The sequence below is a fragment of the Paraburkholderia sp. RL17-381-BIF-C genome (assembly GCF_046026435.1).
GTDB lineage: Bacteria > Pseudomonadota > Gammaproteobacteria > Burkholderiales > Burkholderiaceae > Paraburkholderia.
Genome location: NZ_JARESX010000044.1, coordinates 16,067 through 34,897, shown reverse-complemented (window position 1 = coordinate 34,897; position 18,831 = coordinate 16,067). Strand labels below are relative to the sequence as shown.

Below are 18,831 nucleotides of genomic sequence, written 5' to 3'. Positions count from 1 at the left end.
TCGTCTTCTTTCGTTGACTCGAATTCACGCCGCCCGCATGTTGCTTCAGGCGGTTCACGGTGATTTCACAGTGATTCGAGCGTCAGTTCTTCCGCCATCAAACGGTTGCCGGCCATCAGGCCGCCGTCCACCGGCAACGCGACGCCGGTAATCACGCGCGCCATCGGCGAGGCGAGAAACAGCACCGCGTCGGCAATGTCGTCGGGCGTCGCGAAGTCACGCAACGGGTACCACTTTTTCAGATCCTCGAATACCTGCGGATTCTTGTCGACGCGCGCCTGCCACGCCTGCGTCTTCACCGTGCCCGGACACACGATGTTGGCGCGAATACCGTAACGGCCGAGTTCGAGCGCAAGCGCCTTCGTATAGCTGATGAGCCCGGCCTTCGCCGCGCTGTAAGCCGGATGACCGAGCGCGGCCATGCCGTTCACCGAACCGATCAGTACCAGCGCGCCGCGCTGCCGCTCGATCATCGACGCACGCACGGCTTCGACCGTGTGATACGTGCCGTTCAGATTCAGATGGATGTCGCGCTGCCAGCTCGCAACGTCCGTCGTGGCAAGCGTAGGACCTTGTGCCGCGCCCGCGTTGGCGACCAGCACGTCCACCGGACCCCGCACCTTGACCGCGGCGGCCACCGCCTGCTGCACTGCGGCGGCCTCGCCGAGGTCGACCGCAATCGGCGTGACATGCGCCTCGCCGAGCTGTGCGGTCAACGCGCCGAGCGCGGCGGCGTCGATGTCGAGCGCCAGCACCGTATCGCCCTGTTCCACGAAGCGTTTGCACAACACGCTGCCGATGCCGCCGCAAGCGCCCGTTACCAACACCACACGATTCATTGTCCGCCTCGCTCGTCAATCGCGCCGCCAGGCCTGGATTAGCCTGTAAATTTCTTACAAGCCCGGCTTTGCGCGATCGTCTAGTCATCCCGAAGATTGGGTATCCATGACATCACGCCATGCAGAATATCCCTGCTTTACAGCATCTTATGCACAAAACCGGCTCGGAAAAAATATGGCAGACCCTACGTGACAAGCCATTTTTCGTCATGTAGGATTTTTTCAAACAATTTAACCCAAAGCGGCCGGCGACGGCAGCCAACCACCCCACCATCGTTGGATGGGACCGGAGTCAGCGCCAGCGCGCTCACTCCGTTCGACACAGGAGAGAGAAATGTCGTTGCATGCCCGTGCTTCCCTCGCGCTCGGCAAAGTTGCCGTGGCGCTCGCGTTCGCAGGTATCGCCGTCGCGGCTCACGCCGACACGGTCCGCGTGACCGTCGCGCACTACAGCGACGCGACCGCGCCGTACTTCGAAAAAATGGCCCGCAACTTCGAGAAGGCCAATCCCGGCACGACCATCAAGATCGAAGACGTGAACTGGGACACGCTGCAACAGAAGCTGCAAACAGACATTTCCGGCAACGCCAACGCCGACCTCGCGATCGTCGGCACGCGCTGGCTGCTCGACTTCGTAAAGGACGACGTCGCGGAACCGCTCGACGGCTACATGGATGCGAGCTTCAAGGGCCGCTTCATCGGTCCGTTCCTCGCACCGGGTGAAATCAATGGCAAGGTCTACGGCCTGCCGATCGCCGCTTCGGCGCGCGCGCTGTACTACAACAAGGACCTGCTCGCCAAGGTCGGCTATCCGGACGGCCCGAAGACCTGGAACGACGTGATCGAAGCCTCGAAGAAACTGAAGGCGCAAGGGATTGCCGGATTCGGCTTGCAAGGCAAGGAAATCGAAACGGACGTCTACTATTACTACGCCCTGTGGACCAATGGCGGCGACGTGGTCGGCAAGGACAACAAGGCGGCGTTCAATTCGGCGGCCGGCATCAAGGCGGCCACGTTGTACAAGTCAATGATCGATCAAGGTCTGACGCAACCGGGTGTGACCGGCTATAGCCGCGAAGACGTGCAGAACCTCTTCAAGCAGGGTCGCGTTGCGATGGTAATTTCGGCGCCGTTCCTGTCGAAACAGATCAAGAAGGAAGCCCCGAATCTGAAGTACGGCATCGATCCGATTCCGATGGGCACGACGCACGCTACGTACGCCGTCACCGACTCGATCGTGATGTTCAAGAACTCGAAGGTGAAGAAGTCGGCGTGGAAGTTCCTCGACTATCTGTTCACGAAGGAACCGCGTGTGGAGTTCACGACGACCGAGGGCTTCCTGCCGACCACCAAGGCTGAATCGACAGATCCGGCGTTCAACGATCCGGACACGAAGGCGTTCGTCGCCTTGCTGCCGACGGCCCGCTTCGCACCCACGGTGACGGGTTGGGAAGACACCGCGAAGGCCGTGACCGACGCAATGCAGTCGATTTACCTGGGCAAGGCGAAGCCGGCTGATGCATTGAACGCGGCGGCCACGCAGGCGAACAAGTCGCTCGGCCATTGATTCCGTAGCGATCCGGTACTGATCTTGCATTGATCTCGTCTTGATCTGCTGAACCCGGAACGCGCGCCGCCACCGAGCAGGCGGTGCGCGTTCCGGCCATCACGCACTATCCGGCCCATCCCGTCGCGCCTGCTTATTCCCGCGGACGCGTCTTACGATCGAGCACGCATGAGCCGTTCCGCTTCTACGCGCCTGCAAGCGCCCTGGTTGCTGATAGCGCCGAGTCTGATATTGGCGCTTTTCATCATCAGCTATCCGATCTTCAACATCGTGTGGCAATCGCTTCACGAGGTCTCGCGCTTCGGCGCCATTCGCGATTTCACCGGTCTGCAGAATTTCTATACGATCTTCGGCGACCCCGCGTTTCTTGCCGCCGCCAAACGAACCCTCGTCTGGACCGTATGCGTGGTCGGTGGCACGGTGCTGATCTCGGTGCCGGTCGCACTGGTGCTGAATCAGGATTTCTATGGACGCGGCGTGGCGCGCACGATTGTGATGCTGCCGTGGTCCGTCTCGCTGACCATGACCGCCGTGGTCTGGCGCTGGGCTTTCAACGACGACTACGGCATGGTCAACGTCACGCTGCAAAGGCTGGGATTGATCAGCGGTCCGATTCATTGGCTGGCTACACCGGAACTCGCGTTTCCTGTCGAAATCGCGGTCGGCATACTGGTCTCGATCCCGTTTACAGTGACGATTCTGCTCGGCGGATTGTCGTCCGTGCCAGGCGATATTTATGAGGCCGCGCGCATGGACGGCGCGAGCGCCTGGCAGCAGTTTCGCAAACTCACCATGCCGCTGTTGCGGCCGTTCATCAACATGACGATTCTGTTGAATGTGATTTACGTGTTCAACTCGTTTCCGATCATCTGGGTGATGACGCAGGGCGGCCCCGACAACAGCACGCATATTCTCGTCACCTATCTCTACGAACTTGGCTTCCGGCTCGGGCGTCCCGGCGAAGCGGCAGCCGTGTCGCTGATCATGCTCGTCATGCTGTTCGTATTCTCGATCGCCTATCTGCGCCTGCAGCCCGCGAAAGAAGGAGATCCGTCATGAGTCTGAGCGTCAAGATGAAGCGTTCGCTGTGGTGCTGGCTCGCGCTGTCGCCACTGGTCGTGATCGTGCTGTTTCCATTTGCCGTCATGCTGTTCACCGCGTTGAAGCCGGCTTCCGAGATTTTTGTCTATCCGGCGCGGTGGCTGCCGGTGCATTGGCAGTGGAGCAATTTCTCCGACATGTGGGTGGCAGCCAATTTCGGCGTCGCGCTGCGCAACAGCACGGTGATCAGTTTGCTGTCGACCGCGCTTGCGCTGGCTGTCAGTCTGCCGGCGGCGTATGCATTGGCAAGGTTTCCGTTTCGAGGCCGCGGGTTCTATCGCCAGTTTCTGCTCGTCACGCAGATGCTGTCGCCTATCCTGCTCGTGGTCGGCCTGTTCAGGCTCGCCGCGATGATTCCTTATGGCGATGGAAACCTGGTCGACTCCAAGACCGGCGTGATCGTTTCTTACGCAGCCTTCAATATCGCGTTTGCCGTGTGGATGCTGTCTTCGTATTTCCAGACGGTGCCGCGTGATCTGGAAGAGTCGGCATGGCTCGAAGGGTGCGGACGGACCAAGGCGGTCTTCAAGGTGTTCTTGCCGCTGGCCGTGCCTGCGATCGTCGTCACCGCGATCTTCACGTTCATCAATGCATGGAACGAATTTGCGGTCGTTTATACGTTGATCCGCTCACCCGAGAACAAGACGCTGACCGTGCAGGTGACCGACATGGTCGCGGGGAAATACGTCGTACAGTGGCATCTCGTGATGGCCGCCACGCTCTGCGCGACACTGCCGGTTTCGGTTGTGTTCGCGTGGCTACAACGGTATCTGGTGAAGGGACTTGCGTTGGGGGCGGTGAAGTAGAGTTTGCGGGTAAGCGCGGCAGGTGGCGGCCTGCCCGCGCATTCATCATGCCGCGTTGCCGCCCGGCCGGGGCGTGCGCCGTATGAGCGGCGCCCCATCCTCGTTGTTACTCGGCGCCGCGCACAATGCGCAGATCGCGCTCCACGCCGTCGCCCAACGCCTCCAGCGCTTTCTTGTAGGGCTCGCTGTCATAGGCGGCGACAGCCGCTTCGTAGGTCGGAAATTCGATCACGACCGTACGCTCCTTCAAACCCTGCTCACGTGCCTCGTCCGCCACGCCGCGCACGATGAACTTGCCGCCGGCAGCCGCCACGGCGGGCGCAGCGAGTTGTGCATACGCGGCCAGCCTGGCCGCATCTTTCGTCGCGCGATATGACGACACCCAATATCCCTTGCTCATTTGAAACTCCTTTCAACGTTGGAAAAGCAGTTGTTGCCGTAGACGACGGATTATGACGTTTATCGGCATCCCTGTTGCTCGCGTGGTCAATCGGTCTTGCCGCGGTGGTGAATTGTAAATCCCCGGCTCGCACCCCGTCACGAGCGCGCTCCTGCAAATACCCGCGATTCGGGTTACGCTGTTCGCGGCTGTCGCCCTCGCATCAGGCCGGCCACGCACTAGATCATCTCCATCAGGAACACCGCAATGACACAAGCGCTCACCATCGATTTTGTCTCCGATATCGCATGCCCGTGGTGCGCGATCGGCCTCTCCTCGCTCCAGCGTGCGATTTCGCGCCTTGGCGACGCGGTCGACGCTCGCATCGTCGTGCATCCGTTCGAGTTGAATCCGCACATGGGGCCGGACGGCGAGAATATTGTCGACTACCTCGGCAAGAAGTATGGGCGCACGCCGGAGCAGATCGAGGAAACGCAGGCGGCGATCCGCGAGCGCGGTGCGAGCGTGGGTTTCGAATTCGGCCCGCGCAAACACGTCTACAACACCTTCGACGCGCACCGTCTGCTGCATTGGGCCGGCGTCAAGGGCGAGCAGTTGCCGCTCAAACTGGCGCTGCTGCGGGCTTACCACTCCGAAGGCAAGGACACGAGCGACCACGAAGTGCTGATCGAAGCGGCGCAATCCGTAGGACTCGACGCCACGGAGGCCCGTGACGTATTGCAAAACGGAACGTACACAGCCGAAGTTCGAGCGGAGGAGCGGAACAACGAGGCGATGGGCATCCAGTCGGTGCCGGCCATTATCTTCAATCGCCGCTATCTGGTGAGCGGCGGACAACCCGTGGAAACTTTCGAGCAGGCCATCCAGCAGATTCTGGCCGAAGCGAAGAACGAGGATTCACAGGACGCGTCGCGCTGAACCTTGTCCATGCGGTGCAACGCTGCGTGGGAGATGGGAGATGGGACGATTGCGCGGCTGACCCGGACCGCTCTGATCGACCGAAGGCCTTGAGCATCGCGCTTGAAGGATGACGTATGCCCGGCGGATGCCAGGCATACGCATTCATCAATCACTCGATCCGAAGCTGCTTAGAACGCGTGACGCATACCGACAGTGACCGCCACCTGCGTGTTGGTCGCCGACGGCGACAACGTGTTGATCATCGCATGCGACAGGACGGAGTCCGCCGGCGCGCCGTGCACGTTCTGATAGACGCCCTCCAGATAGAAGTCCGTGCGCTTGCTGATCGCGTAGTCCGTTTGCAGCATGGCCGTGTTCCATCCCGGCGACGAACCGTTATATGCGCCATGCGTGTACGTATAGGCGCCCGATACGGTCACCGCGGGCGTGAGCGCGTACTTTGCGTTCACTTCGTAGTTGTCGAGGCGCAGTGAACCGTTCAGCGATCCGACAGACGTGTCGCCCGCACCGAGGTAGCTGCCCGTGCCGAACGAGAACACGCCCGCTGCGTTGTCGATCTGAGAATGGCTCCACACCAGCCCGACGGTAGCCGGCCCGAATGTGTAATTGCCACCTAGCGACCAGATACGCTGGCGTTCCGCGAGGAAGTTCGCGCTCGTATCGCCCGACGTGACCGCGCCACTGCCGTTGCCCGCGTTGTTCAGTTGCAGGTAGCCCGCAGCGAGATTGATCGGACCTTGCGCATAGGAAACGCCGAATCCATATGAACGGTTATTGCCGAAGTCGCCCGCCTTGTTGCTGAACGAATACATCGTTTCGAACGTAATGCCGCGGTAGGTCGGGCTCGCGTACTTCACCGAGTTGTTGATCACGACGGAATTCGCAGCGAGGTTGTCGTTTTCGAACGGATGCGCAGCCATGTTACCGCCCCACGTATTGAACTCCGCCGTGAGCGGTCCGACGAGGTCGTTCATCACGTCGAACTGGCGGCCGAACGTCAACGTGCCGTAAGGATCGCTTTGCAGGCCGACCCATGCCTGGGAGCCGAAGCCATCACCGGAGAATGCCTGGGCGCCGTTGTTCAGCAGGAAGCCTTGCTCGAGTTTGAAGATCGCGTGCAAGCCGCCACCCAGATCCTCCGAGCCCTTGAGGCCGAAGACCGTGTTCTGAGTTGAACTGCTCACTTCCTGCCAATTACTGTGTCCGAGCTGATTGTTCGTGTAAACCAATCCAGCATCGATAAGGCCGTAGAGGGTCACGCTGCTTTGCGCATGCGCCGACATTGTAAATGCGCCAAAGAGCGCGACCGCGAGTAAAGACTTTTTCATACTTGTTGGCTCCGTGATCGTGATCAAGCAGTCATTGAGGGTATCAATTGCTCTTTCCGCCAGCGCCATGACCGTGCATGCAGTACGTTTCTACAACCGTTATTGCGCAAACTGCGAGAAGCATGAGGTGTTGTTTGATTTTTATTGCGCGCAACGAAATTCAAATGGTTTTGCCATCGTGCGCGCTGATTGATTACCGGGTTTTCGAATCGCTCAGTGAATGCGTACCAGCCACTGCGGCGGAAAAACGAGCAGTCCAATCATAGGGCGATGAAAATAAACGGCGCGTCAAAAAAATAAACGGCGTGGCGTGAAAGGAACAACGAGGGGGCGAAGCTTAACGTTTTCCGGCGCGATCCGGGAGTCGGCGGAGCGGGATTTTTGCGGTGCGCCTGCTGACGCAGGCATCGGCCTTATGGCTTTTTGAAAGCGCTGTATAGCGTCTTTGCGAGCGCACTCAACTCGCCGCCGCCCTCGCGAAGCGCCGCGATCTGCGCGCCGCTCTCCAACGTCTGCTCGGCCCTGTGGGTCCGATCGCGCGCAACAGCTTCCAGAATGGCCTGCGGCAGCGCAGCCAGTTGATCGACCACCTTGAAATCACCCAACCCGGTGAGCATCGGGTTATCGGACCCGCTGAGCATGGTCCGTGCGTCAGCTTTGAATAAAACAAGCGGCTTGTCCGCGTGCCACGCAAGCGACGCTTCGACAACCGTGCCCTCGTCGGCGACCCGGCCGTTGAGATTGGCCACGACCGCATCGCAACGCGTAAGCAATTGATACGTATCCAGATTGAAGATCGCGCGGTCGAGCATGTGCGCGGCTTCTTCGACCGAGGCGCCGAGTTTCTCGAGTTCCGGCTTGAGCTTCGCGAACTCCAGCCCGTCGCGATGCGGCAGAAACGTCGACAATCCCGCAGCCTCCAGCGTGGCGGCAATCGAATCCATTTCGGATCGCTCGGCTGCGTTGAACAGCGGCCCTGCGCAATACACTCGTAGCATCGTTTTTATGTTCCGTGAGGATGGGGAAATCGTGAAGTGTTCCCGCAGCGAGCGTGCCGGCAGTCGACTGCGAAGAGCCTTTACGATAACGGCGCACGAACCAATGTCAATGCAGAGTGTGTCACGTGTTGCGCGAAGCATTCAGCGAGCGGGCAGGCAGTTTGCCTGCCACTCGCCCGTTCGCGCGCCATTCAGTCGTCGTGCCGATGCTTGTGATGATGCTTGCGCGACCGGTAGCCGCGGGAATAGTCGTCCGCGTACGAGTTGGAGCGCGACATGTTGCCGCCGAGCGCCGACCCGGCGCCGCCGCCCAGCGCTGCGCCGACGAGACCGCCGCTGCGACCGCCCATTGCATTGCCCGCCGCGGTGCCGGCACCGCCGCCCAGCGCGCCGCCGATGATCGCGCCCGTACGCTCCCTGCGGTTCGACGTCACCGCGCCGCCCGCGCCGCCGCCGACTGCTCCGCCAAGCACGGCGCCCGTGCTGCCGCCTAACGCACCGCCCACTGCTGCGCCGGCCACGCCGCCGAGCGCGCCGCCAAGTGCGTTATTCATATCGCCGGCGAGCGCCGACAACGATGCCGAAGCGGTGAGCGCTGCGACGGCAACCATCCGGAGGATTCTCTTCGACATAAAAAGCCTTTTCAATGTTTGGACGGCGCCGAGTATAACTGCGCTTTTGAAAGGCTTTTGTAACTACGTCGCTTCACATCCGTAAGACGTGTAACAAAATCATCCGGAAAGGTCGAGGAGGCGTGTATCGTGCGGCGCGCGCGAGGTCATGCCGGCGAGCCCCGCGTGTTCGAACCTTATCTGCGTCGCGTCTTCTTCAACTCGATCGTCTCGAACAACTCGTAGTTCTGCGTCGGAGTCTGATCTGCGCCAGGCGCGTGATAGTAGTTCATCGTAATCGTGGTCTCGCCGCCGGGATGCCCGGGATCATGATCGAACACCGCAATGCCATAACCGGTGCCAGTATCGCGTTGCGCCGACCAGATCGCGTCTTCCACTGCGTCCGCGCCCGCACGCACGAACGTCCCGGACGTGGTGCCGGCAACCGGGCGGTTGGGCCGCGTGAAGATACGCGCCTGAGGCAGCCCCGTGCCGGCATCCACGCCGTAGACATCCAGCGGCGCGCTCGTGCCGCCACCGCCGAGAATCAGGTGAATCGTGCCGTGACTCGTATCGAACGTCGACGCGCCCGCGGACACTGCCGACATCACCGGTTTCGGCTGCAGCGTATCGACCGGCTGGCCCGTCGCGATGTCGGTGCCTTTGTGGTGATTGCAGCCACGCACGGGGTAACTGCGTTCGTAATCGTGATCGTGCCCGCACAGCACCAGGTCGACGCCATAGCGGTCGAACAGCGGCAACCAGGCTTCGCGGATGCCTTTATCGGAACCGTTGCCGGTCTTCGATGAACTCAGCGCGTCCTGATGCATCTGGACGACGATCCAGTCGACTTCGTCGTCTTCAGCCGCACGGCGCAACGTCCTTTCGAGCCAACGCGTCTGCTCGCCCGCGCTATACCCACGCACATAGAGCGACGTGCCGGGTTGGATCGGCGGATTGCCGGTGCTCGCAACGGGCACGAGAGGATCCGGGCCGGCGACGAAGGCCGCTGCGTCCTGATACACGACGTCGTCCGCATCGAGCGAAATGAAGAGCACGGAACTCACGCGAAAGCTGTACCAGCGGCCCTGAAAGCGCGTGTGATTGTCCGGCAGCTTATAGCGTGCGAGATACGAGGCGAGGCCCTGCTCACCGTTATTGAATTCGAGTTCGTGGTTGCCTGGACACGGCATCCACGGCCGGTTCGACGCCGAAGTCTGGCAGTTGTTGCCGAAGTCGCGCCATACCTCCGGCTGGTGCGCCGGATTCAGATTGGCGTAACACAGGTCGCCGTTGAGCAGGTGGAACAGAGGCTCAAAGCGCTCGACTGCCTGCACCGCGAAACGGCTTTGCGGCGACGACAACACCCAGCCGGTGTTCGGCGTCGCGAGATCGCCATAGCTGGTCCAGCGGAACGGCGCGCGGCCGCGCGGCGCAGTGCGAAAGCTCGCCGTGAAAGGCTGAGCCGCATGGCTGTCGTTCTCCGCGCTCACCTGGTATTCATAGCTCGTAGCGGGCTTCAGATCGCGCAGATGCGCGTGATACGTGAACACGACCTCGCCGTTCAGGCCATCCGTATAAGTGGTCTGGACGCCATGCACCGTATGTTTCGCCGCACCCGCGACACCGACACGGACTTGCGGGTTCACCGCGGGTGCAAGCGACGCCCAGGAGACCGTGACCTCACTGGCCGGATCGTTACCCCAGGTCAGGTGGACCTGCTCCGGTGTGCCGTCAGGCGCGCTGTTCGCCGCGCGCGCCGCCGATGAAAGCGTGCCCGCCGCCGTAGCGAGACTGGACGCACCGGCGAACTTCAGGAACCCGCGGCGCGAGACGATGGAAGCACCCTGATCGGTCGGCGAAGTCTTTACGATTTTTCTGTTCGACATGTCTGGTGTTTTTGTGCGGAGGTGGAAGGATGCCGGCGCATGAGCCTGGCGACAGCCATCCTAGGCGCGGGGCGATGACACCCGGATGAAACCGCCCAAAGCGGACAGCTCCATGCGTCCACTCCGCATTGCCATTCAGACAATTGACAGCTTGGTCGATCGATAAAGATCTTTGATTGATTTTAAAGCTGCTAACGGTAGAACGCTCGACTACCAGCGGGTGGCAACGTGCACAACGTAATGGGGTATTTAGCGGCGCTCGGCGAAGCGCGCAGAGAATTCCCCGGCGCATGCATTCCGTCGCGGATCATGCAGCCGGCAGCAGACTTCCGCTCACGTCTGCGGATTCGTGTCGTCTGTGGGTTGGGCGTTGTCGGCAACGTCCTGCTGGTCGTCGTCTTTCTTTTCCAACATTGATTCCAGCTTACCGGCACCTTCGAAACCGGCAACAGCGGCAATGCCTTTCGTAAGCAAACCCGCTTCCGGATCCACTTTTTCCGCCGCTTCAACGGCGGCGATCGCCCCCGCAATCTTTCCTACTTCGTCCAAGAGTCCCATGTCGCTCTCCTTAAGAAAAAGTGAGCATGCATCGTCTCACGAACTCAACGTGCTGTCGTCAAATGTAAAATCGAAAATGACGATTAGCTGACGCTGCGCGGAGGCGCGGCGGACTTCAGGTTCGGCAAGCGCTAGCGCCTTGGCGGTTGCGGATTATTAGCAGGATTGGTATCGAACCTTGAGACGCGCTGAACTCCATCTTCGCTGACCAATCCCAATAGTTCGTTCTCCATGATATCCGTGACATCTTTGCCGTAAACCTCGCCGCCGTTCACATAGACGGTAAACGAGCGCAAGTACCTGGCTTGCTTCTCCGGATTCTCGATCGTCTCGAGAGTCCACTGATAGAGCGGATAATTTTCCGTACCCTGCTGTTGCGCTTCGCGCACGTAGTCGGCGAAGGCGTCGAACTGGCATTTCAACGTCGCGTCATGCCTGAGCAGCACGTCACGAAGCGCGCTATGCGATGCACACGCCGGGTCAGCACGTAATGCGTCGGCCAGTTCTGGCGAAACGGTAAGCCGCAGTTGGTATTGCAAGGTGGGCTCCATATCGGCCTCCGTGCCGGAATTGATGAGCGCTCATTGCTTCGCGGAATGCGCGGCGGCCTTTTCTTCGATCCGCGCGATCTCGTGCCCCTGCACGGGCCGGCCAAGCAGAAAACCCTGAGCATGCGTGCATCCGCACACGCGCACGAAATCCAGCTGTTCTTGCGTCTCGATGCCCTCGGCCGTGGTCGGCATGCCGATCTCCCGCGCCAATGCCACGATCCCACGCACCACCGCAGCCGATTCGCGGCGATGCACGGACTCCTTGACGAAAGAGCTGTCGATCTTGAGCTTGTCGAACGAAAAACGCACAAGAGTCGACATGGTCGAAAAGCCGGTGCCGAAATCGTCCAGCGCAAGACCAATGCCTAATGCCTGCAGCCTCGCGATATTACGCCGGGTCACGACATCGTCGTTCAAGAGTACCGTTTCCGTGACCTCGATATTCAGGCGCTGCGGCGGCAGTCTGGTCTTGCGCAGAATCCCCGCGACGGTCGACGCAAACGACTCCTCCCTCAATTGCACCGGTGAAACGTTCACGGCGACGGTGACCTTGTCGCGCCAGGTCACCGCTTCCTTGCACGATTGCAGCAAAGCCCACTGTCCCAACGCCAGAATAAGCCCCGTACGTTCGGCAGTGGGAATGAATGAGGACGGCGGGAGTTCGCCGCGAGTCGGGTGGGTCCAGCGCATCAGCGCCTCGCGTCCTGACACCGCACCGCTGCTGAGATCGACGATGGGCTGATACTCCATGCGCAAGCCGCTGAACGAATGCAGCGCGCCTTCCAGGTCGCTGCGCAGAAGGCTCAGGCTTTCATCCGACGCGTGCTTGCCCGCATCGAAAATGGCGTACGCACTCTTGCCGCTGCGTTTCACGGCATACAAGGCGCGATCGGCGCAAATCAGCAATTGCGGGCCGGTTCTCGCGTGCTCGGGATAGAGCGAGATCCCCACGCTCGCGCCGATATGCACCAGCGCCTCGCGCAGCGCGAATGGGCGCGCCAGGGTCTTGACGATGCGGTCCGCCAGAATCCGGACGTCGCGGGCGTGCCCGCCACCATCGGAAAACGCCACGAACTCGTCGCCGGCTAGCCGTCCAACGAGCTCGCCGCCGGGCAACACTTCGCGCAAGCGAATCGCCGCTTCCTGAAGGATCTGGTCGCCGGCGGCATGGCCAAGACTGTCGTTGATCGCCTTGAATCCGTCGAGATCGATCAGTAGAACAGCGAACGATTGGCCTTTGCCCAACGCTCCTCTCTCCGTGCGCTCAAGCAGCAGCTCACTGATACGCGTGCGATTGGGTAAGCCCGTCAGGCTGTCGTGATGGGCGAGCCGATGGCTGCTTTCCCGTGCGAGGAGTAACGCGACCGTATCGCGATTGCTGCGCAGCGCGACCGTAAAGAAGCCCGCGGCGCAAAAGGGCGCCTGAAACAGCAACACCAGTTTGCCGGAACCAGGAGACAGCGCCGCGCCAAGAGCAAGGGGCGCCAGAATGCACGTAATCTGCAGCATGACGAGCCGGGGCGTACCGGCATTGCGTCCGGCCAATCCGCCAATCACGCCCACCGCGCAAACGTTGCCGAGCAGGAAAAGTGTTTGATCTCCGCTGATATTGCAAAGCAACGCGCCGAAACCGAACAGCATGCTCCAGAGCAGGCTCGCGAACAGAAACGCGGATGTCGGTGTTGGCCGCCCCTTGGCGCTACGCGAGGAGCACAACCAGATCAACGCGAGCCGTGCGATCAGCAATGCGACAACAGCGGCGCCCCAGCCTGCGTAGAGGGGTCTGGGATGAAGGAAGTATGCGGTCGCGCAGACGCTGATTTCACAAACGGACGCAAACACAATCGACGAGGTTCGCGTGAACAGATTCGCAAGCAATATCTGCCGATTGTCTGCGCTCAGGTTCTGAGCGGAAGAGACGAGCCACTTGAAAAATGGAGACCTTGGTTCGCTGAAAGCCATGACCTACGCATTTTTGTTGGTGGAAGGGCCGAAAACCGCTTGCATTGCAATTATTACGTAACCATAAAGTAGCAGGTTTATTCGACTGAGGAAATGGCCCCGGTCGCCGGGAAGAAGAAAAAATGACGCAATGGCGCGGTTTCTTGACGGCAATTCAGCGCGCGCTCGCGGCATGCGCTTTAACCCGACACTGCGCAAGAGCGATGAAGCCCGGCATTCACGGTATCGTCCAAGTCCTTCTGGACGGATCGAGTATCGATGTACGATGCCGTATAGTGGATGCACCGCTGATCTCCAGCGGACTGCCCGGACATTGGCGCGATGGGGGACCACACAATGACAGTCGCAAATACATCGATGCACGTCTCTCACGAACCCGTGCCGGAGTCGCTGCAGACCCTGGTCGAATATCTCGAGCTTTCCCTCGACAAGGCGGCGAGCGTGGTCATGACGCGCCATACGAACGACGCTTGCACCATCTACCTCGGCGATCCGGCCGGCCTGCTCGAGGAAATGAAGAAGGTCGGCACGATCTCCATCCCGCTCGCCAATGACATGCTGGAGCTGACCCGCTCGGGCATCAACGAGATGGAAATCGGCGGCCAGGCCTATCGTTTTGTCCGCACTTTCACGCAGGTCGAGAACGCCGCGGCGGTCGTTTTCTCCGCGGCTTAGGCGGTAACGCGCGGGTCGGCGGCTTCGCGCGGGGAAGCCGTCTGCATGCCCCGGGCGGGGGTGTTGAGAGAACGGCCGCGGCGCCGGGCTGCGACATCGTCCGGTGCGTGGTTGGCGGCATGGCGATCCGCCGCGTTATACTCCGTTCATGGATACGAAGCCGATCACGCTGAGCTGTTGGTGGCGCGCCTGACTTAGGCGGCCCGTTTCCACTCGTCCATCGAAACGTGATGCCGCCAGTCCTGGCGGCATTTTCGTTTCTGCGCGCTGACGGCTGGTGGTATCGACAAAACGCAGAACCCAGACCATGACAGACGCAAACCAGACGACGAACCCGCCCATTATTCTCACCGGCGACCGCACGACCGGTCCGCTTCACCTTGGCCACTACATCGGCTCGCTGCGCTCGCGCGTGCAGCTTCAGCACGAAGCGCAGCAATTCCTGCTGCTTGCCGATGCACAGGCCATGACCGACAACGTGGGCCGTCACCAGAAAGTCACGGAAAACGTGATCGAGGTGGCGCTCGACTATCTCGCGGTCGGCATCGACCCGGCCAAGTCGACCATCTTCATCCAGTCGCAGGTGCCGGAGCTGGCGGAATTGACCCAGTATCTGCTCAATCTCGTGACGGTCGCGCGCCTCGAACGCAATCCCACCATCAAGGCGGAAATCGTGCTGCGCGGTTTCGAGCGGGACATCCCCGCCGGCTTTCTGACGTATCCGGTAAGCCAGGCCGCGGACATCACGGCGTTCAAGGCGACGCGCGTACCCGTGGGCGACGACCAGTTGCCGATGATCGAACAAACCAACGAACTGGTGCGCCGTTTCAACAACACGGTCGACAAACAGGTGCTGGTTGAATGCGAAGCGGTGCTCTCGCACGTTGCGCGGCTGCCTGGCATCGACGGCAAAGCGAAGATGAGCAAATCGCTGGGTAACGCCATTACGCTGGGCGCAACTCCCGACGAAATCACGAAGGCCGTGAACAACATGTACACGGACCCCAACCATTTGCGCGTGAGCGACCCGGGCCAGGTGGAAGGCAACGTGGTGTTCGCGTTCCTCGACGCGTTCGAGCCCGACGTACCAATGGTCGACGAACTGAAGGCGCACTACCGTCGCGGCGGCCTTGGCGACAGCGTGGTCAAGCGCGTGCTGAACGAACGTCTGCAATCGATGCTCGCCCCCATTCGCGAGCGCCGCCGCGAGTTCGAAACCGACCGTGCGGAGGTCCTCAACGTCCTGCGCCGCGGCACGCTGCGCGCACGGGAAGTGGCAGGCGCGACGGTGTCGGAGGTGAAGGGCGCGCTCGGCCTGAACTATTTCGAGAACTAAGCGGCACGTGGCGGCGAGCCGCCCGGTAGCCGGGCGCCTCGCCTTGCCGGCCTAGGGTTTGCCTTTCAGGGTGAACGGAGCCAGCAGCGACTGCACATCGATCTGCTGCCCTTGAAGCAGAAGCAGCCTGGCGTGAAGCACGGTGTTTTCGAGCACAAGCTTGGCGGTGCTGAGAAGATACAGCGCATGAATGTCGGACACCGACAGGTTGCCCGCTTCCACCTGGTGGTGGCGCTCGACGAGAGAAGTCATGACAAGACGCCTGAGCTCCTGCTCTCCGAAAGGAAGATCGGCGTAGTCGATCGGGTCGTCGGCTTCAACCTCTCTCAGCATGTCAACAAGCGCTTCCGTGCTCACTTCCATGATTCGGCTCCCACGTTGTCGGTTAGGAACAGCATAGCCAAACTACGTCGCGCAACGCTCTCAGACTAACGGGTCTAATTGTGGGCGTCTAGTGTGACGGATTGGGTTATGCGGTTCGGTATTCGCGAGAGGCGACGAGGCTTGATCGCGCCGGCGTAATACTACGTAAGCATAGCCATTGCTTCAGGCCTCGTCGCTGTTGTCGGCTTTCACCCGCTTAGTCGCAGGCGCTTTCTTCTTCAATTTGCTCTGGTTGTAATCAATCGCGGCACGGATGAGTTTTTTCAGAGCACGCGCGTCGACCTTGTCACCCTCGAAGAAGTCGATTGCTCGTCGTGCGTTGCCTTCGAGGCCTGCGTTGAAAAGCTTGTCGGGATCCGCCAGGCTCGCTCCGTTTGCAAACGTGAGCTTCACCTTGCCTTTGTGGGCGTTTGCGACCGCGATCATTCCGTCGCGGTACCACACGGGACTGCCCATCCACTTCCATTCCTCGACAATCTCCGCGTCGGTCTCAAGAATGATCTTGCGGATACTGGCGAATGTTTTTCCGCGCCAACCCGTTAGTTCTGCGATCAGCTGATCGATGCGTTCCGATGGATTCGCTGGATCTTTATTCATCGAATTCTGGTCCCGTTTCGTAGAGCCGCAATGCTTGGAGCGGCGGCATTGTCAGACGAGTCGGCACGCCGTATCGGCCTGGATATGACGCGCCGTCCTACACGCCGACCTTATACGCAAGGCGGTTCGGCGTGGTGACTACAACCGATTCTCGACGATTTCCCTTGTGCTGTCGAATGGAGAGTCGGAGAGGCACTCGCCGCATAAGAACATCCTGATATCAGAGCGCTTCCGGCTCTTCGTCAAGGATGAGCAGGAATAGCGTTGCCTGCGACGATATATCCAGTTTCCTATAGAGGTTTCGCCGGTGAACCTTCGCGGTCGCAGGCGACACCCCAAGCAACCGCGCCATATTCTTGGTCGAATGGCCCGCAAGGATCATCAGTGCGATTTCAATCTCACGATTGGTCAGCGATTCGGTGGAGCGCTTGCGCAAGGCCTGTTCGAAATGAAGGCTTCGGTCGCTTTCCGCCGTCGTGCCTGCAGTCGGCGCGAGCGCACCGGCCTGCGCCGTCACGGCATGGCACATCAATGGAATGATCCACGCGCTGTAAAGACAGAGCGTGCCGATTTCGGAGGAATTGAAGCGCCGCTTGCTGCCTAACGATAGCGACAATGTCCCCCCGCCCGGCAGCGGCGCGAGAAACTGAACTTCATCTTCGAGTACGTTGATCGAAAAATAGCGGCGAAAGTACTCAGTCTCGCGGAAGTGATCCGGCGCAACTTCGTCGAGACAATACACACCCGGGCTGATTGCACCCAGACTGAACTGGTAGAACGGGTCAAGCAAATAAACGCCGTTCAAATATCCGTGGAATAGCTCGTCGTGTGGCACGCGCGTCTGAGCCTCGGCTATCAATCTCGGTTTGTCGCCGGTCCAGAAGATCACCGCCACCCAATTGTCGAAGTGGGTCACTCCACGCAATAAATCCGTGAGCGCAGTCCAGAACTGCTTGTCGTCGAGTTTTTGAACCAGACGTCCAAGCCGTTGATGAAATGCCACGTCCGACACGTCAAGCTGCATGTCTATCTCCTCCAACTACCCCTATGAGGGTAGATCGCACTGTCGTTCTAGCCCTTCGGCCTGATGTTCACCCGCAGCCTCGCGCCCTAGTATCGCAGTACCCCGACGCATACGCGTGGACGGGCAGTTCGCAGCGATACAGGAGCAAACCTATGGGTGTCAGAAACATCGGCGTTCGGATCGGTCACGGCACGCCTGGCCCGTTCAACGCCATCACCGACGTGCAAGGCGTCAGAGTCGGTCATCGTACCCTGGTCGAAAACCGGAAAGACATCTCGATTCGAACCGGTGTCACGGTCATCGAACCACGCCCTGGCATGGCGCGGCTCGAGCCATGCTTTGCCGGCTGTCACATACTCAACGGAAACGGCGACGCGACCGGTTTGGAATGGATTCGCGAGTCAGGTCTGCTGTCCACGCCGATCGCTTACACCAACACGCACAGCGTCGGTGTAGTTCGCGATGCGCTAGTCGCCGCCGAGCGCTCATCGGTCGGCGAAAGCCAGTACTGGTGCATGCCCGTCGTGCTGGAAACTTTTGACGGCGTGTTGAACGACATCTGGGGGCAGCATGTCACCGCGGCACACGTTCACGAAGCGCAGGCGCAAGCAGCGAGCGGGCCGGTCGCCGAGGGCTCGGTCGGCGGTGGTACCGGCATGATCTGTCATGAATTCAAAGGCGGTATCGGAACGAGTTCTCGCAGACTGGAAGCGCATGAAGGGGGCTGGACGGTCGGCGCGTTGGTCCAGGCGAACTACGGCCGCCGCGAGGCACTTCGCGTAGCCGGATATCCCGTTGGCGACGCGTTACGGGAAGTGCCCTCGCCATTCGGCGCGCGCCAAAGAGGCGTGCCGGGGATGGGATCGATCGTGGTGACGCTGGCCACCGACGCCCCGCTGCTTCCGCATCAATGCAACCAACTCGCGCGACGCGCGAGCATTGGGCTCGCTCGCGTGGGCGGCGGTACTGAATATGCGAGCGGTGACATCTTCGTCGCTTTTTCAGTGGGTAACCATGCTATCCCGCCTGCGGATTACGGCATGGGGGGCGAGCGTCTTATGAGCGTGCTGGGCGTCAACGGTGATTTCATTTCACCGCTCTTCGTCGCCGCTGCGGACGCCGTTGAAGAGGCGATTCTCAACGCGCTATTCGCGGCCGACGATATGCATGGACAAGGCGTTCATGTGCACGCGCTCGGCGCGGCGCGGCTTCTGGAAGCGCTGAAGCAGGCCGGTTGGCGCCACGACTCGCATCCTGTCATGCATCAGTTCGCGGGCTGACCTG

General features: G+C 60.6%; 20 protein-coding genes. 8 read left to right on the top strand and 12 right to left on the bottom strand.

The window, feature by feature from the left end; genetic code table 11:
- Positions 1–65: 65 nt before the first annotated feature.
- Complete coding sequence (locus P0D70_RS24295) at positions 66–839, bottom strand: SDR family oxidoreductase (protein ID WP_408186331.1); 774 nt, start codon at positions 837–839, stop codon at positions 66–68.
- A 334-nt stretch (positions 840–1,173) separates the two neighbouring features.
- Here P0D70_RS24295 and P0D70_RS24290 point away from each other — a divergent pair, with 334 nt between their 5' ends.
- The 3 genes from P0D70_RS24290 (at position 1,174) to P0D70_RS24280 (ending at position 4,313) form a co-directional block, all read left to right on the top strand.
- A complete protein-coding gene (locus tag P0D70_RS24290) occupies positions 1,174–2,406 on the top strand; it encodes an ABC transporter substrate-binding protein (RefSeq protein ID WP_091806088.1) in 1,233 nt (410 codons plus the stop codon).
- Between the two features lie 168 nt (positions 2,407–2,574).
- On the top strand, positions 2,575–3,465 hold the full coding sequence (locus P0D70_RS24285; RefSeq protein ID WP_091806086.1) for a carbohydrate ABC transporter permease: 891 nt from the start codon (positions 2,575–2,577) through the stop codon (positions 3,463–3,465).
- A complete protein-coding gene (locus P0D70_RS24280) occupies positions 3,462–4,313 on the top strand; it encodes a carbohydrate ABC transporter permease (protein WP_408186330.1) in 852 nt (283 codons plus the stop codon). Before P0D70_RS24285 ends, P0D70_RS24280 begins: the two co-directional genes overlap by 4 nt.
- Positions 4,314–4,419: 106 nt before the next feature.
- Here the strand turns inward: P0D70_RS24280 and P0D70_RS24275 are convergent, their stop codons facing one another.
- The gene (locus P0D70_RS24275) at positions 4,420–4,713 is read right to left on the bottom strand and encodes a DUF1330 domain-containing protein (protein WP_408186329.1); all 294 of its coding nucleotides are present in this window, start codon (positions 4,711–4,713) and stop codon (positions 4,420–4,422) included.
- Between the two features lie 246 nt (positions 4,714–4,959).
- On the opposite strand from P0D70_RS24275, the gene P0D70_RS24270 reads away from it, so the two are divergent.
- The gene (locus P0D70_RS24270) at positions 4,960–5,631 is read left to right on the top strand and encodes a DsbA family oxidoreductase (protein ID WP_408186328.1); all 672 of its coding nucleotides are present in this window, start codon (positions 4,960–4,962) and stop codon (positions 5,629–5,631) included.
- A gap of 170 nt (positions 5,632–5,801) precedes the next feature.
- Here P0D70_RS24270 and P0D70_RS24265 read toward each other — a convergent pair whose 3' ends face one another.
- Positions 5,802–6,962 (bottom strand): porin, encoded by a 1,161-nt coding sequence (locus tag P0D70_RS24265; RefSeq protein WP_408186327.1) that lies wholly within the window; start codon positions 6,960–6,962, stop codon positions 5,802–5,804.
- A gap of 19 nt (positions 6,963–6,981) precedes the next feature.
- Between P0D70_RS24265 and P0D70_RS24260 the strand changes: the two genes are divergently transcribed.
- The gene (locus P0D70_RS24260) at positions 6,982–7,155 is read left to right on the top strand and encodes a hypothetical protein (protein WP_408186326.1); all 174 of its coding nucleotides are present in this window, start codon (positions 6,982–6,984) and stop codon (positions 7,153–7,155) included.
- 220 nt (positions 7,156–7,375) lie between these two features.
- On the opposite strand, the gene P0D70_RS24255 is transcribed toward P0D70_RS24260, so the two are convergent.
- The 6 genes from P0D70_RS24255 to P0D70_RS24230 form a co-directional block, all read right to left on the bottom strand.
- Positions 7,376–7,960 carry a nucleoside 2-deoxyribosyltransferase gene (locus tag P0D70_RS24255; protein ID WP_408186325.1) on the bottom strand — a complete coding sequence of 195 codons (585 nt, stop codon included), beginning with the start codon at positions 7,958–7,960 and terminating at the stop codon, positions 7,376–7,378.
- A 191-nt stretch (positions 7,961–8,151) separates the two neighbouring features.
- Positions 8,152–8,592: a hypothetical protein gene (locus tag P0D70_RS24250; protein WP_091806073.1), complete on the bottom strand. Its 441-nt coding sequence runs from the start codon at positions 8,590–8,592 to the stop codon at positions 8,152–8,154.
- Between the two features lie 176 nt (positions 8,593–8,768).
- A complete protein-coding gene (locus P0D70_RS24245) occupies positions 8,769–10,460 on the bottom strand; it encodes a purple acid phosphatase family protein (RefSeq protein ID WP_408186324.1) in 1,692 nt (563 codons plus the stop codon).
- 333 nt (positions 10,461–10,793) lie between these two features.
- Positions 10,794–11,018: a hypothetical protein gene (locus P0D70_RS24240; protein WP_408186323.1), complete on the bottom strand. Its 225-nt coding sequence runs from the start codon at positions 11,016–11,018 to the stop codon at positions 10,794–10,796.
- Positions 11,019–11,149: 131 nt separating this feature from the next.
- Positions 11,150–11,569 carry a hypothetical protein gene (locus P0D70_RS24235; RefSeq protein WP_408186322.1) on the bottom strand — a complete coding sequence of 140 codons (420 nt, stop codon included), beginning with the start codon at positions 11,567–11,569 and terminating at the stop codon, positions 11,150–11,152.
- A gap of 30 nt (positions 11,570–11,599) precedes the next feature.
- Entirely contained in the window at positions 11,600–13,531 is a 1,932-nt protein-coding gene (locus P0D70_RS24230; protein WP_408186321.1) for a putative bifunctional diguanylate cyclase/phosphodiesterase, read from the bottom strand.
- A gap of 336 nt (positions 13,532–13,867) precedes the next feature.
- Between P0D70_RS24230 and P0D70_RS24225 the strand changes: the two genes are divergently transcribed.
- Both P0D70_RS24225 and trpS read left to right on the top strand, forming a co-directional pair.
- Complete coding sequence (locus tag P0D70_RS24225; protein WP_091806055.1) at positions 13,868–14,206, top strand: hypothetical protein; 339 nt, start codon at positions 13,868–13,870, stop codon at positions 14,204–14,206.
- Between the two features lie 307 nt (positions 14,207–14,513).
- Positions 14,514–15,542 (top strand): tryptophan--tRNA ligase, encoded by a 1,029-nt coding sequence (trpS, locus tag P0D70_RS24220; protein WP_091806050.1) that lies wholly within the window; start codon positions 14,514–14,516, stop codon positions 15,540–15,542.
- Positions 15,543–15,593: 51 nt separating this feature from the next.
- On the opposite strand, the gene P0D70_RS24215 is transcribed toward trpS, so the two are convergent.
- The 3 genes from P0D70_RS24215 to P0D70_RS24205 all read right to left on the bottom strand — a co-directional run bounded on the left by P0D70_RS24215 (position 15,594) and on the right by P0D70_RS24205 (position 17,547).
- A complete protein-coding gene (locus P0D70_RS24215; RefSeq protein WP_091806046.1) occupies positions 15,594–15,905 on the bottom strand; it encodes a hypothetical protein in 312 nt (103 codons plus the stop codon).
- Positions 15,906–16,088: 183 nt separating this feature from the next.
- Positions 16,089–16,523, bottom strand: coding sequence for a DUF1801 domain-containing protein (locus tag P0D70_RS24210; protein ID WP_408186320.1), 435 nt, complete (start codon positions 16,521–16,523; stop codon positions 16,089–16,091).
- Positions 16,524–16,743: 220 nt separating this feature from the next.
- Positions 16,744–17,547 carry a helix-turn-helix transcriptional regulator gene (locus P0D70_RS24205; RefSeq protein WP_408186319.1) on the bottom strand — a complete coding sequence of 268 codons (804 nt, stop codon included), beginning with the start codon at positions 17,545–17,547 and terminating at the stop codon, positions 16,744–16,746.
- Positions 17,548–17,699: 152 nt separating this feature from the next.
- Here P0D70_RS24205 and P0D70_RS24200 point away from each other — a divergent pair, with 152 nt between their 5' ends.
- Complete coding sequence (locus P0D70_RS24200; protein ID WP_408186318.1) at positions 17,700–18,827, top strand: DmpA family aminopeptidase; 1,128 nt, start codon at positions 17,700–17,702, stop codon at positions 18,825–18,827.
- The last annotated feature ends 4 nt before the right edge of the window (positions 18,828–18,831 follow it).

Coding starts and splice junctions, on each gene's coding strand:
- P0D70_RS24295 (WP_408186331.1), bottom strand. CDS start 839: ATGAATCGTGTGGTGTTGGTAACGGGCGCTTGCGGCGGCATCGGCAGC.
- P0D70_RS24265 (WP_408186327.1), bottom strand. CDS start 6,962: ATGAAAAAGTCTTTACTCGCGGTCGCGCTCTTTGGCGCATTTACAATG.
- P0D70_RS24235 (WP_408186322.1), bottom strand. CDS start 11,569: ATGGAGCCCACCTTGCAATACCAACTGCGGCTTACCGTTTCGCCAGAA.
- P0D70_RS24215 (WP_091806046.1), bottom strand. CDS start 15,905: ATGGAAGTGAGCACGGAAGCGCTTGTTGACATGCTGAGAGAGGTTGAA.
- P0D70_RS24280 (WP_408186330.1), top strand. CDS start 3,462: ATGAGTCTGAGCGTCAAGATGAAGCGTTCGCTGTGGTGCTGGCTCGCG.
- P0D70_RS24285 (WP_091806086.1), top strand. CDS start 2,575: ATGAGCCGTTCCGCTTCTACGCGCCTGCAAGCGCCCTGGTTGCTGATA.
- P0D70_RS24270 (WP_408186328.1), top strand. CDS start 4,960: ATGACACAAGCGCTCACCATCGATTTTGTCTCCGATATCGCATGCCCG.
- trpS (WP_091806050.1), top strand. CDS start 14,514: ATGACAGACGCAAACCAGACGACGAACCCGCCCATTATTCTCACCGGC.
- P0D70_RS24250 (WP_091806073.1), bottom strand. CDS start 8,592: ATGTCGAAGAGAATCCTCCGGATGGTTGCCGTCGCAGCGCTCACCGCT.
- P0D70_RS24275 (WP_408186329.1), bottom strand. CDS start 4,713: ATGAGCAAGGGATATTGGGTGTCGTCATATCGCGCGACGAAAGATGCG.
- P0D70_RS24290 (WP_091806088.1), top strand. CDS start 1,174: ATGTCGTTGCATGCCCGTGCTTCCCTCGCGCTCGGCAAAGTTGCCGTG.
- P0D70_RS24210 (WP_408186320.1), bottom strand. CDS start 16,523: ATGAATAAAGATCCAGCGAATCCATCGGAACGCATCGATCAGCTGATC.
- P0D70_RS24225 (WP_091806055.1), top strand. CDS start 13,868: ATGACAGTCGCAAATACATCGATGCACGTCTCTCACGAACCCGTGCCG.
- P0D70_RS24255 (WP_408186325.1), bottom strand. CDS start 7,960: ATGCTACGAGTGTATTGCGCAGGGCCGCTGTTCAACGCAGCCGAGCGA.
- P0D70_RS24230 (WP_408186321.1), bottom strand. CDS start 13,531: ATGGCTTTCAGCGAACCAAGGTCTCCATTTTTCAAGTGGCTCGTCTCT.
- P0D70_RS24240 (WP_408186323.1), bottom strand. CDS start 11,018: ATGGGACTCTTGGACGAAGTAGGAAAGATTGCGGGGGCGATCGCCGCC.
- P0D70_RS24205 (WP_408186319.1), bottom strand. CDS start 17,547: ATGCAGCTTGACGTGTCGGACGTGGCATTTCATCAACGGCTTGGACGT.
- P0D70_RS24200 (WP_408186318.1), top strand. CDS start 17,700: ATGGGTGTCAGAAACATCGGCGTTCGGATCGGTCACGGCACGCCTGGC.
- P0D70_RS24245 (WP_408186324.1), bottom strand. CDS start 10,460: ATGTCGAACAGAAAAATCGTAAAGACTTCGCCGACCGATCAGGGTGCT.